Origin of the sequence: Alienimonas chondri (assembly GCF_013036045.1) — a bacterium.
Taxonomy (GTDB): Bacteria; Planctomycetota; Planctomycetia; order Planctomycetales; family Planctomycetaceae; genus Alienimonas; species Alienimonas chondri.
Genome location: NZ_WTPX01000034.1, coordinates 400 through 16,973, shown reverse-complemented (window position 1 = coordinate 16,973; position 16,574 = coordinate 400). Strand labels below are relative to the sequence as shown.

Annotated in this window: 13 protein-coding genes; 7 read left to right on the top strand and 6 right to left on the bottom strand. The window is 69.2% G+C overall.

Annotated features, from left to right (window positions below):
- The first annotated feature begins 118 nt into the window (after positions 1-118).
- Entirely contained in the window at positions 119-1,579 is a 1,461-nt protein-coding gene (gene glnA / locus LzC2_RS07305) for a type I glutamate--ammonia ligase (protein WP_171185338.1), read from the top strand.
- Positions 1,580-1,637: 58 nt separating this feature from the next.
- Here glnA and LzC2_RS07300 read toward each other — a convergent pair whose 3' ends face one another.
- Positions 1,638-3,023 carry a hypothetical protein gene (locus tag LzC2_RS07300; protein WP_171185336.1) on the bottom strand — a complete coding sequence of 462 codons (1,386 nt, stop codon included), beginning with the start codon at positions 3,021-3,023 and terminating at the stop codon, positions 1,638-1,640.
- Positions 3,024-3,191: 168 nt separating this feature from the next.
- Here LzC2_RS07300 and LzC2_RS07295 point away from each other — a divergent pair, with 168 nt between their 5' ends.
- Both LzC2_RS07295 and LzC2_RS07290 read left to right on the top strand, forming a co-directional pair.
- Positions 3,192-3,407 (top strand): hypothetical protein, encoded by a 216-nt coding sequence (locus tag LzC2_RS07295; RefSeq protein WP_171185334.1) that lies wholly within the window; start codon positions 3,192-3,194, stop codon positions 3,405-3,407.
- An 82-nt stretch (positions 3,408-3,489) separates the two neighbouring features.
- Complete coding sequence (locus LzC2_RS07290) at positions 3,490-3,993, top strand: GNAT family N-acetyltransferase (protein ID WP_171185333.1); 504 nt, start codon at positions 3,490-3,492, stop codon at positions 3,991-3,993.
- Between the two features lie 24 nt (positions 3,994-4,017).
- On the opposite strand, the gene LzC2_RS07285 is transcribed toward LzC2_RS07290, so the two are convergent.
- Positions 4,018-5,226 (bottom strand): peptidylprolyl isomerase, encoded by a 1,209-nt coding sequence (locus LzC2_RS07285; RefSeq protein WP_171185330.1) that lies wholly within the window; start codon positions 5,224-5,226, stop codon positions 4,018-4,020.
- A gap of 131 nt (positions 5,227-5,357) precedes the next feature.
- On the opposite strand from LzC2_RS07285, the gene rph reads away from it, so the two are divergent.
- Positions 5,358-6,128 carry a ribonuclease PH gene (rph, locus tag LzC2_RS07280; protein WP_171185329.1) on the top strand — a complete coding sequence of 257 codons (771 nt, stop codon included), beginning with the start codon at positions 5,358-5,360 and terminating at the stop codon, positions 6,126-6,128.
- A 151-nt stretch (positions 6,129-6,279) separates the two neighbouring features.
- Positions 6,280-8,097 (top strand): hypothetical protein, encoded by a 1,818-nt coding sequence (locus LzC2_RS07275; RefSeq protein ID WP_171185326.1) that lies wholly within the window; start codon positions 6,280-6,282, stop codon positions 8,095-8,097.
- Here LzC2_RS07275 and LzC2_RS07270 read toward each other — a convergent pair.
- Positions 8,066-10,819: an alpha/beta hydrolase-fold protein gene (locus LzC2_RS07270; RefSeq protein ID WP_171185324.1), complete on the bottom strand. Its 2,754-nt coding sequence runs from the start codon at positions 10,817-10,819 to the stop codon at positions 8,066-8,068. The genes LzC2_RS07275 and LzC2_RS07270 overlap by 32 nt on opposite strands.
- Positions 10,820-11,140: 321 nt before the next feature.
- Positions 11,141-11,722: an RNA polymerase sigma factor gene (locus LzC2_RS07265; protein WP_171185322.1), complete on the bottom strand. Its 582-nt coding sequence runs from the start codon at positions 11,720-11,722 to the stop codon at positions 11,141-11,143.
- A 205-nt stretch (positions 11,723-11,927) separates the two neighbouring features.
- Between LzC2_RS07265 and LzC2_RS07260 the strand changes: the two genes are divergently transcribed.
- Positions 11,928-12,227, top strand: coding sequence for a ferredoxin family protein (locus LzC2_RS07260; RefSeq protein WP_171185320.1), 300 nt, complete (start codon positions 11,928-11,930; stop codon positions 12,225-12,227).
- Positions 12,228-12,356: 129 nt separating this feature from the next.
- Positions 12,357-15,407 carry a cytochrome P460 family protein gene (locus LzC2_RS07255; RefSeq protein WP_171185317.1) on the top strand — a complete coding sequence of 1,017 codons (3,051 nt, stop codon included), beginning with the start codon at positions 12,357-12,359 and terminating at the stop codon, positions 15,405-15,407.
- Positions 15,408-15,446: 39 nt separating this feature from the next.
- On the opposite strand, the gene LzC2_RS07250 is transcribed toward LzC2_RS07255, so the two are convergent.
- Positions 15,447-16,286 (bottom strand): cycloisomerase, encoded by an 840-nt coding sequence (locus tag LzC2_RS07250; RefSeq protein ID WP_171185315.1) that lies wholly within the window; start codon positions 16,284-16,286, stop codon positions 15,447-15,449.
- 53 nt (positions 16,287-16,339) lie between these two features.
- Positions 16,340-16,574, bottom strand: a 235-nt coding sequence (locus LzC2_RS07245; RefSeq protein ID WP_171185314.1) for a molybdopterin-dependent oxidoreductase, incomplete at its 5' end; no start/stop codon positions are given.

Genomic DNA, 16,574 nt, shown 5'->3' with positions numbered 1-16,574 from the left:
CGGACCGCGGCGGGGCGCCGCTACACTGCGCGTTCGACATTCGGCCCGCTCGCCCGTCGTTTCCCTCCCCGTCGCACGTTTCCGTCGTACCGTCGCCCCTTCTACGAGCCCGCCGTCGATGACCCCCCGCGAAGTCCTCGCCCTCTGCCGCGAACGCGACCTGAACGCGGTTGATCTGCGGTTCATGGACTTCCCCGGCACGCAGAAGCACTTCACGCGGCCGCTCTCCCGGCTCACGGAGGCCAGCTTCGAGGAGGGCTTCGGATTCGACGGATCCGGCATGCGGGGCTGGCAGGCCGTCAACGAGTCCGACCTGCTGGTCGTCCCGCAGGCCGACACCGCGATGGTCGATCCCTTCATGGATCGCACGCTGGCGCTGACCTGCACCGTCCGCGACCCCGTCACCGGCGAGGACTACCCGAAGGACCCGCGCAACATCGCCCGGAACGCGGAGCGGTACATGCGCAGCCTGGGCATCGCGGACGAGGCGATGATCGGGCCCGAGGCGGAGTTCTTCGTGTTCGACTCCGTCGCGTTCGACTCGAACACGCACGAGTCCTTCTACCACCTCGACAGCGCCGAGGGGCAATGGACCCGGGGTCGTCGCGCTCCTTTCCCGACAGCGCAGGGCCCCAGCGGGACCGGCGTGGGTTCGGACGGCGTCTCGAACAGCGGCTATCAGGTCCGGCAGGGGGAAGGCTACTTCCCGACGCCCCCGACGGACACGCTGCAAAGCCTGCGCAGCGAGATCATGGCGGTGCTGGAAGAAGTGGGCATCGCCGCGGAGGGCCACCACCACGAGATCGCCACCGCCGGGCAGTGCGAGGTCGACATGCGGTTCGCCCCGCTGTTGAGAACCGCGGATAATCTGCTGCGGTACAAGTACGTGGTGAAGAACGTCGCCGCCCGTCGCGGCAAGACGGCGACCTTCATGCCCAAGCCGCTGTACGACGACGCCGGCAACGGACTGCACCTGCACCTGAGTCTCTGGAAGGACGGCGCCCCGCTGTTCGCCGGCGGGAACTACGGCGGGCTGTCGGACACCGCCCTGCACGCGCTCGGCGGCATCTTGCAGCACGCCCCGGCGCTGTTCGCGTTCTGCTGCCCGACGACCAACAGCTACAAGCGGCTCGTGCCCGGCTTCGAGGCGCCGGTGAACCTCACCTACTCCTACCGCAACCGCTCCGCGGCGGTTCGCATCCCGGTGAACGCCCAGCGGCCGGAGGACAAGCGGTTCGAATTCCGCGTGCCGGACCCCAGCTGCAACGCCCACCTCGCCTGCGCGGCGCTGCTGATGGCGGCGCTGGACGGCATCCAGAACCGCACCGACCCGGGCCCGCCGCTCGACAAGGATCTCTACGACCTGGGCAGTGAAGAAGTCCGGGACGTGCCGCCGGTCCCGGCGACGCTCGCGGAGGCGCTTTCCGCGCTCCGCAATGATCACGAGTTCCTGCTGCGGGGCGACGTGTTCACCGAGGACGTCATCGACACGTGGATCCGCGTAAAGACGGAGCACGAGGTCCAAGCCGTGCGCCGCCGCCCGCACCCTCACGAGTTCGCGCTCTACTACGACGTGTAGTACGACGACGTGTCAGCGAGGGGAACGCACGCGGCGAACGGGTCGCCGCGGCTGTCCGTCAGGTCGCGACGGCGGCTTCCTCGGCCTCCGGCGTCTCCAGTTCCGCGACGCCCAGGGCGTCCAGCGCCCGGGCCAGCAGTTCGCCGTCGTCCACCCGCTCCTCGGCGAGCGCCGCCGGATCGGGGTGCAGGGTGCGGAGGGTGGCGACGTGCTCGGCGATCTCCGGACCGTCGACTCGCACCAGCGCCCCGACCAACGCCTTGAGCGTCGCGGGGGCGAAGGGGGACTCGGCCCCACCGGATTCCGCCGGGGGCAGCGCGCAGGCGAGCGCCGACGCGGCCTGTCGCACCGCCGGCGTGCGAGACGCCAATCCCTCCAGCGTCACCCGGTTCAATTCTTCCCGCCCGGCGCCGGTCGAGGGCAAGTCGGGGTTCATGCCCAGCCCCGACAGGGCCGCGGCCCGGACAGCCGCGATCGGGTCGTCCGCGGCGCCCGTCAGCCCCAGCAGGCAGCGGTCCCAGTCGTCGCGAGCGCTGTCTTCATCCGGCCAAAGCGCTGCGACGGCTCCGCAGGCCCCCGCGCGAACGGCTGGTTCGCGGTCGTGGAGCGTCTCGAGGAGGGTGTGGAGAGTCGCTGACTCCACGCCGGGAGACACGGACTCCCGGCGTGAGAGTTGCGCCGCATCCCACGTCGCGGCCAGCCGGCGGGCCGGGCGACGATGGCGAAGTTCGGTACGGATCTCGGCTTCGGTGGGATCGGACTCGCCCCGCAGGGACGCGGCGTTGAAACGGGCGTCGCCGACTTTGCGCAGATATTTCAGGCCGCCCGTCACCGCGCCCGCCGCGTCGCCGCGGAGTTCGTCGACCCACGGCGGATCGTCCGTCGAGCCTTCTCCCTCCTGCCGCACATGCCACAGCAGGGCGAGGGCGTAGCCAATCTCCCGACTGGTCAGATCGCGGTCTCCCGTCTCGCCTGTCGAGGGCGCCGGGGCGTCCGCATTCGCCAACGGCAGGCCCAATCCCAAGGCGGTGCCGGCGAGATCGTACTGACGTGCGGCCGCGGACAGTTCCGAATGAAACGTCCGGCGACAGGCTTGGCGGACGAGTCCCGCCGCCAGCGACATCGGGTCGGCGAGCGCGGTCCTCGGTACGGGGATCGCGGCGGGATCCGTCTCCAGCAGCGCATCGCCGTCGAACCAGGCGAGCGTCAACGCCGGCGCGTTCGGCGCCAGCCGGTCTAGAATGCGATCAAAGAGGCGTTCGGCGTCTGCTTCGCTGCGAAGCCCCGTGATCTCTTGGGAGGGCAGCAGTTGCTGGGGAAGTCCCCCGCCGCTGAGTCCCATCCGCTGCGGACCGAGCAGGCCAGCAAGGAGCGTTAGATGCCGTTCGACCCACGCCTGTTCGTGAACCTCCAGCGGCGGGCGGGGCTTGAAGAGGCCGAACATACGGGCGAACGGGGAGGCGAGGAGCGGTCGACGGACGGGCGAGGACTGTGCCGATTGCGATCGGTCGCGGCAATCGGTCGCACGGAAGCGAGTTGATGCATGGGGGCTGTCCCGGGGCGCCGATGGAAGGGACCGCCCCGATTCCCCCCCAGAACGCCCCGGTTCTCCATGCCGCCTCTTGATCTGTCCCGTCCCGGCCACGCCCCCCACCCGGCGGCGGTGGGTCAGTACTGTCCGCAGACTTACGGGTTAGGCGCCGGGCAGCGGCTCGCGGTGCGGTCACGGACGACGTTCGGCCGGTCGACCTCAGAAGTGCTGGCCGCCCGGTCGTCGGCGCCGGGAGCGGTGCAGGTCGCGCTGATGAGTCGCCGGCCGCCCGGCTGAACGACGGTCCGAAAGTAATTGGCGGGGAGAGTAGGGCGTCGGTCCGCTGAACGGAGCCGAGGCGAGGCGGTAGACTCCGCCGATGTCCGCCCCGCCTCGCCCCGCCGAATCGCCCGAAGCCCCCGCTTCGCCGACGTTCGTGCGTCCGGCCGTCTCCGCCGACGTGCCGGCCGTGCATGCGTTCATCCGCCCGTTCGTCGCGACCGGCCGACTGCTGGAGCGGACGATGGACGAACTGGAAGAGCTGATGCCGACCGGCTTCGTCGCCCTCGACCCGGGCCTCTCCGCCTCGGAGTCCGAGGACGGCCGCGTGGTGGGCTTCGCCTCGCTGGAAATCTACTCGCCCAAGCTGGCGGAGATTCGCAGCCTCGCCGTCGCGGACGTGTACCGCGGGCGGGGCGTGGGGAAAGAACTCGTCGCCCGCTGCGTCGCCCTCGCCCGGGAGCGCAACGTGTTGGAGGTCATGGCGGTGACCAGCAGCGAGGCCTTCTTCGGCAGTTGCGGGTTCGACTTCACCCTGCCCGGCGAGAAGAAGGCGCTCTTCCTGCAAACCCGCGACATCCCCGCCCGCCCCGTCGAGGGATGAGGCGGGGACAGCGGGGCACCGCGATCACTGCTCTTCGGCGGGCGACTCTTCCTCGTCTTCGGCCTCTGGTGCCGTCGGCTCTTCCGGATCGGGCGTGGGGTCCGGCTGCGGTTCGGGTTCCGGTTCCGGGTCGGGCGTGGGGTCCGGCGTGGGAGTCGGGTCCGGTTGCGGCTCGGGCGGAGTGCCCGGGTCGGGGGTCGGATCGGGCGTGGGCGGCGTATCCGGCTCCGGATCGGGCGAGGGACTCGGCTCCGGCGGAGTCGGCGGCGGATCTTCCGTCATCGCCGGTTCGGCGGGAGTTTCGTCGGCCGATTCGTCCGCGGGGTCTTCGGTCGGCGTCTCGGACGTGGGTTCCGTCGGCTCCTCGGTTGCTTCCGGAGCCGTCTCCCCCGCACCGTCCTCCGTCATTGCTTCCTCCGCCGGTTCGGCGGGCGTCGTGTCCTCGTTTCCCTCCGGACCGGCCAAGCCGGCGAGAGCCTCTTCGTCGCCCTCGTCGTCAGTCGGAGCGGTCTCGGCGTCCGTATCGACGTCTTCAACCCACTCCTCCCGCGGAATGATGCGGGCGGAGGTGATCGTATCCAGGTCGGGGAAGTTCGCTTCGAGATACTCCGCCCCGCCGGACGTGATCGCGCCCTGATCCTGGACCTCCTCCGCATGGAACTTCGCCGGCACGTCGCCGCCGGAGACGATCTCCGCGAACGGGCTGAACCCCTGCGGATCGAGCGAGCGAGAGTTGTCCCCCAGGTTAATGAACATCTGCGTGGTGCGGGTGTTCGGGCCGCTTTTGGCGAAGCTCAGGCGACCGGGGGTGTTGGCGACCAGCACCGGCTCGTCACGGAGATCGGTGCCTTTCCACTTGGCGGTCTCGGCCGGGTCGGCGGCGAGGCCGAACTGGGCCACGAACCCCGGGATCACGCGGAAGAACGCGGCGCCGTCGAAGAAGCCTTCCTCGACCAGCGTCTTGAAGCGAGCGGCGCCCAGCGGCGCCCAGTCCGGGCGGGCTTCGACGACGAACGGGCCTTTCGTCGTCTCGAACTTCACGCGGAACGCGTCTTCGCCCGCCGGTTCGTCCGCGGAAGCCGCTTCGTCGGTCGACTTCGTCAGGGACGGAGCGTTCGGATCTTCGTAGTCGCGGATGCAGCCCGTCGCCAACAGGCCGACGCAGGCGAGCGCGGCGACCGCGAGGCCGACGGGAGAACGCGACGGAAACCGGGACGTTCGGGGCACGTGCATGGCGAGATCCGTGTTCGGAAAGAGGCGGGGCGGGGGAGTGTACCGACCGCCGGCGGTTGCGGTCGCGTCGGCTCCCGTCGCACACTCCCCGCTCATTCGTACGCCCCCATCCCACCGATCCAGGTTCCACCGTGCCACGTCCCTCCGGCCGCGAGCCCGGCCAACTTCGCGAACTGACCGTGCAGCGGCCTTTCCCCAGCGCCGCGGCCGGCAGCGTGTTGATCTCCGCCGGCGACACCGTGCTGCTGTGCACCGCCTCGGTCACCGAGGGCGTGCCCCCGTGGCGGGTGAACCGGGACGACCCGGCTCGCTCGAAGGGGTGGGTGACCGCGGAGTACGCCATGCACCCCGGTAGTACGCCGGGGCGGAAGAAGCGCGGCCCCGACGGGCGAGCGACGGAGATTCAACGCCTGATCGGCCGCAGCTTGCGGGCCGCCGTGGACTTCGCGGCGCTGGGCAATCGGACGATTACGGTCGATTGCGACGTGATGCAGGCGGACGGCGGAACGCGCACGCTGGCGATCACCGGCGGGTTCATCGCGCTGGCGGACGCCGTCGCCTCCCTCGACCTTGATCGACCGTCGAACGGCGTGCCGGGGGTGAAGGTGCTGACGCGGTCGATCGCGGCGGTCAGCGTGGGCGTGACGGCGGAAGGCTGCGTGCTGGACCTCGATTACGCGGAGGACAGCCGTGCCGAAGTCGATTTGAACGTGGTGATGACCGGCGGAACGACCGCGCCCGAGGGCGACACGCCGGGCGATTACATCGAAGTGCAGGGGACCGCCGAGGGCGAACCCTTCCCCCGACCGGTGTTGAACGAACTGCTCGATCTCGCCGCCGCGGGGTGCGTTGGCCTGACGGCCATGCAACGGGAACTGCTGGGCGATCGCTTTCCCGGTTGAGCGGCGACGGCCCGAACGGCGATGACGAAGTCCGTTCGGGCGAGGGGGCGAAAGGGAGGTGAAACCTGCGGAGGATCGGGGGGGTAAGAGTGGCGCCGGCGGAGAGCCTCCGTAGATTGCCCCGCTTCCCAGTCCCACGAAGATCCCCCCAATGCGTCGACCTTCCCTTCTCACATCGTGCGCCGCGGCCGCCGTGCTGCTGGCGCCCGCGCTGGCGGCGCCGACCGCCGCCGCGGCGGACCCGGTGCCGGCTGCCAAACGGCTGCCGCCGATCACCTACGGGTTCGTCTCGGTGCCCGACATGACGACCGCCAAGGAGCGGTTCAACGCGACCAAAGCGTCCGGCATGTTCACCGACCCGGCGCTCGCCGACGTACGGGACATGGTCGGGGACAAGCTGGAGGAAGGCGGCGAGGCGCTTCGCGAGCGGCTCGGCATCACGCTGGAAGAGTTGCTGGACGTGCCCACCGGCGAGGTGACCTTCGCCGTCGTCCAGACGGCCCCGCGGAAGGTCGCCGTCGTCGGCCTGCTGGACTACGGCGAAAGCGCCGAGACCGTCGACGCCCTGATCGAGAAGGCCGAAGACGCCCTCGACGAGAACGGCCTGACCAGCGTCGAGGAATCCTTCGAGGGAACCCCGATCATCGTCTGGACCGCCCCGGTCGCGGAGGTCGAAGTGGACGAGTTCGACGAGGACTTCGACAGCGACGCTGAACCGGCGGAGCCGCAGCAGTTCGCCTATTTCCAGAAGGATACGCACCTGGTCGTCGCCAGCGATCCGGCGGCGCTGGAAGCGATTCTCGTCCGCTGGGACGGCACGCACGCCAGCACGTTCGCCGACAACGAGGTGTTCAGCTACATCGCCGACCGCACGCAAACCGACGGTCGCCCGCCGGTCCTGCTGTGGTACGCCGACGCGATCGGCTCCGTGCGGAGCGCGGTGCTCGGCAGCGGGCAGGGCGGCCTGCCGGTGCAGCTGGCCCTCAGCTACCTGCCGGTGCTGGGGCTGGACGAGTTCAAAGCGATCGGCGGGAGCATGGATCTGGGGACGGAAGAGTTCGCCAGCGTCGGCAAGGTCGTGCTGTACGCCGATCGCACCGACCGGGCGCTGGGCGTGTTCACCTTCCCGCCGGATCGCCTGACGCCCCCGACGTGGGTCGGGGCGGACGCTGCCAGTTACAGCGCCTTCAACTGGGATCTGGCCGCGGCGTACGACAGCGTTCGCACCACCTACGACAGCATGGTCGGCCCCGGGGAGTTCGACCGCATGGTCTCCCAGCAGTCCGACAACCTGCCGGTGGACATCAAAGCAGACCTCGTCGACGCCTTCACCGGTCGCATTCAGGTCGCCGCCTATCCGGTCGAGGACATCGAAGCGGTCCTGCAGAACGATTCATTTGAAGAAGACGTCGAAGCCGGCACGCCGCCCGCTCAGCCGGTGATGTTCGGGTTCGGCCTGAACGATCCGAAGGGCGTGGCCGAACTGCTCGACCTCGCCATCGACGCCTCCGGCGGCATGATCGAGAGCCGCGACTTCCGCGGCACCCCGATCTACGAAGGCACGAACCCCGCCGACGGTTCCGCCTTCGCGGTTGCGATCAGCGGCGACACGCTGTTGGCGACCACCGACGTGCCCCGTCTGGAAGCGGCTCTCCGCGGTCCGGCCGACGCCCCGCTCGCCGAGGCTCCGGCGTTCGTCGAAGCGGCGTCCAAGATGCCGGCGGAGGTTTCGATCCTGTCCTTCTCCGATCAGCGCGGTCAGGCGGAGACGTTCTACGACCTGTTCCGCTCCGGCAAACTGACGGGCGGGGCCGACCCGGAAGCGGCGGAAGCGCTCCAGGATGTGGCCGACGCGCTGCCGCCGTTCGACGCGATCGAGAAATACCTCGGCGTTTCCGCCGGGTACTTCGTGCCGGACGAGCACGGCGGCCTGTGGGTTAGTTTCGGCCTGGAGACGGAGACGAAGTAACCGCCGACCGCGGGGCGTACGGGCCCCGCGAGGCTCGCCCCGCTTCACTGTCGTCAGACGTTTCGGTCGTCGACGACAGGGCGGGGGACTCTCGACCCGCGACCGGGGCGCGTAAGCGCCACGGTCGCGGGTCTTTTCGATAGACAGCCGTGTCGTCCGAGGGGGCGTATTCCGTTCCGCTGTCCAGCACCGGATAGAGCGCTCCGACGGGCAGGTGGTAGTGGTAGCACTGACCGATCTCGAGCGTCCGCCGGGTCGCGACGCCCGGCGCTGCGCCGACCTGTTCAAACCGCAGTACCTCCCGCGTTTTGTAGGTATGCGTATCGCCGGGAACGAGCGTGAAGGGGCCGCCCCACGGGCCGTTCGGCTCCGCGCGAATACGGTAAGTCAGCGGCAGGTCGGAGCGATTTTCCAGGGAGGTGTCCGGGACGGTGAATCGGGCCAACAGCAATCCGCCGCTCACGCCGGTGGACGGACTGCGACTGGCGAACTCCTCAATTCGCAGCGACGCGCCGGGGAGATCGAAGTCTTGGAGCGGGCCGCTGAACGGGCCTTCGTCGATCAACCAACGATTCCAACCTTCCAGCACCAACTCGGCGGCGAGGTTGGCGTCGACGCGATCGCCGACCACCGGCATCGCTTCCAGGGGCGTGATGACGGTGCGCTCGAGGTCCGCCACCGCGATGAAGTTGCGGTAGGCGCCGTTCTTCCGCACCGCGGCGCTGACCGGCTGACGCAGCGACAAGCGAACGACCGCCGCCCGCTGCCAGTCTCCGTCGGGGGGGAGGTGGTCGACGGTGAGTTCGACGTCGTCGGACTCCATCCGCACGCTTGCGTTCTCATCGGAGTCGGACGCGATCGCCGACATCGGACCGACGAGCGTCAGCCGGGCGCGGAGTTCGTCGGCCGCGTACTCCGGCGCGCTCAGGCCGGGCACGATGCGTAGCAGGTTCTCCCGCTGGTGGAGCGTCTCCAGCGGGTTGCCCGGCACGTCGCGGGCGTCGATGCGGGGCACGCCGTCCTTCACCAACTCGCCCGATAACAGCCGGACCAAACTGGTGGACACGCCGACCGCGAGCTCTTCCGGTTCGGCCACCCGTTCGCCGAGGTCCAACGTGACCCCGCCGTCGGCCCGCTCCGGGGTGTGGGGAGCCGCCCGGAGGTCCGTGGAGCCGACGACGAGGTCGAACAGGGCCGTCAGACCGTCACGGTCGGCCCGCACGTCCGCGAGTTCGACCTTCACCACGGGCTCGATCAGCGGCAGCGGCACCAGTTCGCCGGCCAGCCCGCCGGGGTTGCCCAGCGAAACGCCCCCGCCGACCTCCTGCAGCATCTCCGGCACCGCATCGCGGACCGCCTGCTCTCCCTGCCGGCGGGCCTCGTAGATCCCCTCGACCAGTTGCTTGGCGAGCTTCGATTCGGTGAGGAACAGCCCGTCCTCGTCGATGCAGGTCGGACCGCAGACGTAGTAGTCGTCCGCCGGCAGGGAGAACCGCGTGCAAAGGGCCGTCAGCTTCAATTCGTTCTGCACGATGGTGGGGCGGATATCGACCTCCAACACCAGCGGCCGCCGCAGACCCGCCCGCACGGTCACCGGACCGGCGATGCCGCGATGGCCCAGCGGCGCCCGCATGCGGATGCAGCGGACCGTCACGCTCGCGTCCACCAACTCGACGCGGACCGTAACGACGTTCCCGTCATGGCCGCGGACGGCGACGTTGGAGATCTTGCCGGCGTAACTGATGCCGCTGAAGTTCACGAAGATCTTCTGCCCCAGCACGTCGCGGGTGATGTTCTGATCCGGGATCGCGCCGGTCAGCGTGTCGGGCGGGAGGGCCTGCGCCGCCTGCTGGGCGAGCTTGGTCATCAGGGCGTTGTCGGCGCGCACGAAAGCTCCCCGGCTGAGGATCAGTTCCGGCTGGAACGCTTCCGGCGCGACGGGGGCGTCCGCGGTTCGGTCGAATTCATCTTCGTCCGGCAGGTCGGTGACGGTCAGATCGACCTCGCCGGGCGGGCGGTTGGTCTCGCGAGGATCGACGACCCGGGGGTTCTGCAGGATGGCGGCGAATCGGTCGGAGGCGAACGCCGTCTCCCACACGCTGTGTCCGGCGTTCCGAACCTTCGTGAACCGAACTCGTCCGCCGTCCTCGCGCAGTTCGGCGACGGTTTTGGCCGTCTCCACGAAGGGCACGAAGCGATCTTGGGCGCCGGCGACGATCCACAGCGGCGTGACGCGGGAGGCCTCCGCGAGCGCTTTCCGGTCCACGTCGTTCGCCCGACCGCTCGCCACGGAGACCGCGGCGGACCAACGTTCCGGATCGCCCTTCGCGAGTTGTCCCAGCACGCCGTACCCGCCCATGCTCCAGCCCGTGAGCACTTGGCGCCGGGGGTCGAACGAGACCGTTTGCTTCACTTCGTCGAAGATCTTCAAGGCCCTCGCCCCGTCCGGCCGGTCGGGGTTCCAGGCGGGGAGGATCCGGCCGTCCGGGTTCTCCACCTGTGGAAACACGACGACCGCGGGGAAGTCCGGGTCGTTGCGGATGATCGCCCCGAGTCCCACTTTGGTCTGGGCGATCCCGTCCGTGCCGCGCTCGTTGGCGCCGTGCAGGAAAAGGACGAGGGGATAGCCCGCCGGGGGCGGCGGCGTCCGCGGGACGAAGACGCTGTATTTGTGCGCGCCGAACTCGTCGGTGTAGGTCCGCAGGGAGAACCCCGGCGCCAACCGTTCCGCGTTCGAAGGCTCAGCCGCCGCGAGGCCCGGCGCCGATTCCTGCGCGACGGCAGGCCCCTGCGCAGCGAGACAGAAAAGCAGCGCGAGCGCGGCCGGAGCGGGGCGTGCGAGAGTCACAGGATGCGAGGGGGCGAGGGGAGCGACGGCGTCAACCAACCATGCCGGACCGCCGGCGGGGGGCTGTGAACAATCGCAACCACTGTGCCGTTCCCGAGCGTGGACTGCGCCGAAACGGCCGGTCGCGCCCGATTCGCACCACGATGTTTCGCGCGCCGCTTGGAAACACGCGGGAAAAATCGATCCCTCCGCGACCTACAGGCCGAGGTCCCGCATCTTCTGCCGGGCGCGTGTCAGCGTCGGCCCGATCGAGTTCTCGGGGACGTTCATCCCCGCGGCGATCTCCCGGTAACTTTCGCCCTGCAGGTGGTAGCGGCGGACGACTTCCGCGTCGCGTTCCGGCAGGGCGGAGAGCAGTTTGTCGATCTGATCGCGGTCCGCGATGCGCGCATCCGCGGGCGGGCGTTGCTCCTGATTCGGCGACTTCATGCCGAGCGGGGCGTGCCCTTCGACGTGTCCCATGGCGGCGGCGGCGCGACGTTGCGCCAACTCACGCACCGCAGTGCGTCGGGCGATCACGGTCAGGTAGCTGGCCAGGCTGCTGTTTCCCTCGAACCGCCGCAGCGCCGCGCAGTCGTCGGAGAGCAATTGCACCATGACGTCCGCCACGACATCTTCTTCCACGTCCTTGGAGAGCGGCACGCTGCGGGCGGCCGCGGTGTGCCGGACGACGTGGACCAACAGCCCGCCGAATCGCCCGACGAACTCTTCCCAGGCGCCGGGCGTTTGCCGCAGGCAGCGGCTCAGCAGGCCGCGATCGACGTCGGTAAGGGCCATCGGCGCAGGTGGGGTGGTCGGCGGGGCCGGGTCCATTGCCCGCCGGGAGAGTCTACGACCGCCACGCGGGGCCGGACAACGGATCGCGGTCCGCGGCGCGCGGACGCACTGAAAACTGTGCGGGTTGAAGGGGCCGCGCATGCCGACTAAGACAGTGTCCCGTTTTCGTTCCGCTGCCGCGGCCGCCCGTCGGCCCCCTTCCGCTATGACGCACGTCGTCGCCGAACCCTGCTTCAACTGCAAATACACCGACTGCGTCGTCGTGTGCCCCGTAGAATGTTTCTACGAGGGGGAAAGCATGCTCTACATCCATCCGGATGAGTGCATCGATTGCGAAGCCTGCATTCCGGAGTGCCCCGTCGAAGCGATCTTCCACGAGGACAACCTCCCCGAGGAATGGAACGAATTCACCCAACTCAACGCGGATATGTCCCCGCAGTGCCCCGTCATCACGGAGCAGAAGGCTCCGATGGGCGGCGACGACGCGGCCTGCGAGCAGAAGTAGCCCCGCTTCTCGTCACGCCGAGGCTCCGCGGGGCCTCGGCGTGACGGCTTCGGATGTGATTGCGGGTGTGAGGGACGGGACGAATCTGCCGATTGAGCGGATGTCTTGCTCTCGTCTGAGGCCGCCCCCGTGTCGACCGCCCCCGCATCGTTTCGCCTGCCAGTGGTCGCCGCGGCGACGCTCCTCACGTTGGCGGCGGTGACCAGTCTCCGCGGCGCCGATCCGAACGATCTCGGTTCGGAGGCGACCCCGCCGCCGCAGCCGGAGCGACACCCGCACGGTCGGCCGGCCAATTTGCCGCGGCCCTCCGACGGTTCCGTCACCGCGTTCGAGGAAGTGCTGTTTCCATTCCTCAACGATCGCGAGTACGCGGATCTGGGGTGGGAGCAGGATGGCGTCGTCCGCGACACCGGTCCTTACCTCAACGGCAAGTACTACGGCACGCACCCCGCGGTGCGCGTCTGGTACAGCCCGGAAGTGATCGAGTGGCTGAAGGCCGATCGCGAGGGGGCGCTGCCGGACGGGGCGATGGTCATCAAGGAGCAGTACCAACCGCCCGCGGCCCGGCACGCCGGCAAGAGCGAGGAGGAACTGCGATCCAGCCTGCAAAGCTGGACGGTGATGGTGAAGGACTCCAAGGGGTCCCGCGACGGTTGGTTCTGGAGCAACCCGGCGCCGGACACCGACCCCGCCGACAATCACGTCGAAAACGAACACCCGATCAGCGGCTTCGGGCACTACTGCACGCGTTGTCACGGTTCCACCGCCACCCCCGGCGTCGAAAACCCCGCGGATCCGGCGAACGAGTTCCTGTTCGCCTCGCTGCGGAACATCGAGGGCTTCCCCGGCGAGCCGCTGCTGTTTCGCGTCGACGACAGTTGGCGTGAGGAACTGGAGGCGACCGCCTCCGCGGACGAGAAAGAGTGCGACGCGCTGACGGCGGCCCTCGGTGAGTGGATCGTGAAGGAGAAAGATGCCGCCGAAGAGGAATCCGCGGGGGATGACGACCACGGTTCCCACCCCCGCTGCACGAACCCGGCAAGCTGTGAGCGGGCGGAACGCACCGTCAATCCGGCGTTCCTCGCCCGCTTCGGCGCCCTGCCGAATGCGGAACTATGCGATGCCGCCCGCCTGCCGAACGTCACGCATGACTGGGCGCCGCTGGCCCCGGCCGACGGGGACGGACCGGCGAAGGACTGGGCGACTTCGAACCAGTGCATGGGCTGCCACGCGGGGCTGACGGAGCCGTTCGGTCCGGCGATGTTCGTACCGCTGGGAGCGAAGGACGACCCGGATCGCGCCGCATACGGCACCGACGGTCTACATCAATCGCCCTACGGAGAATGGCGTTGGACGCCGATGGGCCTCGCCGGCCGCGACCCGATCTTCCTCGCTCAACTCGAAACCGAACTGGCGATCGTCCGCCGTGAGTTCCCCGCCCACCAAGCCGAACCGCTCGCCCGCGATCTGCAGGACGCCTGCCTCCGCTGCCACGGGGCGATGGGCCGGCACGCCTTCCACGACGACCACGGCGCCGACGCCCGCTTCACGCTCGACCATCACGGTCTGACGACTGAGGAGAACGCCCACATCGGCCTCGGCGAAGATCGTTACGGGGCGCTCGCTCGGGAAGGGGTGAGCTGCATGGTCTGCCACCGCATGGCCCCCCGCGAACAGCCCGCCGGTGATCCGCGCAGCGACCTGCGGCACTACCTCGACGAAAACACGACCGGCAACGCCGTCTTCGGCCCCCCCGGCGAGATCGCCGCTCCGGACCGTGACGACACGCTGCGGTCCTACGTCATGCATCATTCCACCGGCCTGAAGCCGAAGCAAAGCGACTACCTCACGGACAGTCGCATGTGCGGCACCTGCCACGTCGTGAGCCTCCCAAACGTGGATATGCCGCTCGATTTGGGCGGTCATGGAGCCGGTCACGGGCATGGCGACCCGCTGGCCGGGAAGGACAGCACGCCCAGCTTCCGCGGCTTCCACCATCACGTGGAGCAGGCGACGTACCTCGAATGGTTGAACAGCGAGTTTCAGACGGAGTTCGAGGGGGTCGAAGGACAGCCGAACCCGAACGGGCGGTCCTGTCAGGAGTGTCACATGAGCGACACGACGAACGGCCTCCCCGGCGGCTTGAAGACCCGGTCCCGCATCGCCGCGGTGCAGGACGTGACCTACCCGGATGCGGAGAACCTCGCCCCGCACGACGAACTGACGATCGCCGTCCGCGAGGGCTACCGTCGGCACGACTTCAGCGGGTTGAACGTCTTCCTGCTGGAACTGACCCGTCAGCACGACGACGTGCTGGGCGTGCGCACCACGGACTTCATGACCGGCGGCACGAACGACGCCGGCCGCGCGATCGAAGGCATGGTGCAGACCGCCGAGTCCAAAACCGCCCGCATCTCCGTCGAAGCGATGTCGGGGGACGGACTCAACCGCACCGTCACCGCCGACGTCCGTGTCGAGAACCTCGCCGGGCACCGGTTCCCGACCGGCGTGGGCTTCCGTCGGGCGTTCCTGGAGGTTTCGCTGTGTAACGCAGAGGGCGAAGCCCTCTGGATTAGCGGCGCCACGGACGCCGCCGGCGCCATGGTCGACGCCGCCGGCGAGCCGCTGCTCACGGAGTTCTTCACCGCGAACGCCGACGGCGTGCAGCAGTTCCAGCCGCACCACGCGACGATCACCGACCCGTCGCAGGTGCAGATCTACGAGACGCTGTTGAAGAACCACGCCGGCGCCTTCACCACCAGCTTCGTGCACGGTTGCGAGACCGTGAAGGACAACCGCCTGCTGCCCCGCGGCTGGAGCCACGACGGACCCTCGCCGGACCTCGACGGCGCCTACCTCGCCGCGACTCGCCCCGGCCCGCTCGCCGCGAAAGACGCCGACTTCACCGCCGGCGACGGCGCGGACGTCACCCGCTACGAGATGACGGTCCCCGAGGGCGTCGATCCCGCGACCTGCCGGGTGCGGGCGCGATTGTTCTATCAGGCGACGCCGCCCTACTTCCTGCGGAACCTGTTCACCGTGATGAACGGCCCCGTAGACGCCGAGCCCGGCCCGGCCGTCCGTCGCCTGCACGCCCTCTGCGCGACGCTGAAGACGGCCGGTACCCCGATTGAGAATTGGAAGCTCCCCATTGCCGCCGCGGAGGCGTCGGTGCGGTGAGCGGGTCGCGTAACGCCGAGGCTCCGCGGAGCCTCGGCGTTACGGGGTCTCCTTCAGTCGCATCTTGATGACCAGCCCTTCCTTCCGCCGCGTGCCCCACAGCACGCCGGGGTCGCTCGGATCCCACGCGATCCCCTGACCGGCGATCGGGGCGGGGTGGACCGCTTCGAGGACCATCACGCTGCCGGCTTTGGGAAAGGCGACGCGGTACAGTTCCGGTACGTCGTGACCGGAGAGCCAGAGTCGGCTTCTCGCGTCGAAGCTCGCCCCGCTGACGGAATGCGGGCGGAGCCGGCGGAGAACCGGCTCCGGCAATAGGTAGGCCGTCGGCTCGTCAGTGTTCTGCGGACGCATTTCCACCCGCGTCCGGCTGGTGCCCGTTTCGTATCCGGGGATCAGCGGCAGCTCGTAATGTGCAAAGGTGTAAACCGTCGCCGGCTTCCCCCCGCCCACCCCGTATGGGTCGCGGAGGAGGGGCAGGGCGGAGGTGAGCGATCCGTCCGTTGGGCCGAGGCTGTGCGACTTGAGGTGCGTCAGCGGGGCGTCGTGCGGCAGCGCCCCGGTGGCGAATCGCTCCACCGAACCGACCATGGGCGTGAACGGGAAGTTCGAGTGGGACACGATCAGTTCCGCCCCTGCCACGACGCCGCCGTTCATGTGGATCAGCGGCAATTCTTCGCTCGCCTCGATCCTCGCGACCCGCTCCCCGGTTCGCTTGTCGTACTTGGCGATCACGCGGTTGCCGATCGCGTAGAAGTGGTCCGCGTCCACCGCGACGGCTTGATGGGCCTCCGGGGCTTTGAAGACGGCGACCTCCTCGAACGCCGCCCCCACGGGCAGCGGAGGCGAGAGCAGGGCGAACGCGAGGACGTGCAACATCGTCGCAGCGTGCGGAGTTCCGAATGCGGTTCAAGCGGCGGGCTCGACCTTCATCAGATCATCATTGCCATCTCACCCGCGTCCCCGTCCGGGCGGCGGCCGGCGGCGTCGCGGAAACGCTCCCCGTCCGGGTTCGTCGCGTCGGTCAGCCACGGATCGCCGCGGTCGGCGTAGCCGAGGCGTTCCCAGTAGCCCGGGGCGTTGCGCTCTGAGAGTCGCAGCGAGACCAGCCACTTGGCGCTCTTCCAGGCATACAGGTGCGGGACGATCAGCCGGACCGGCGCCCCG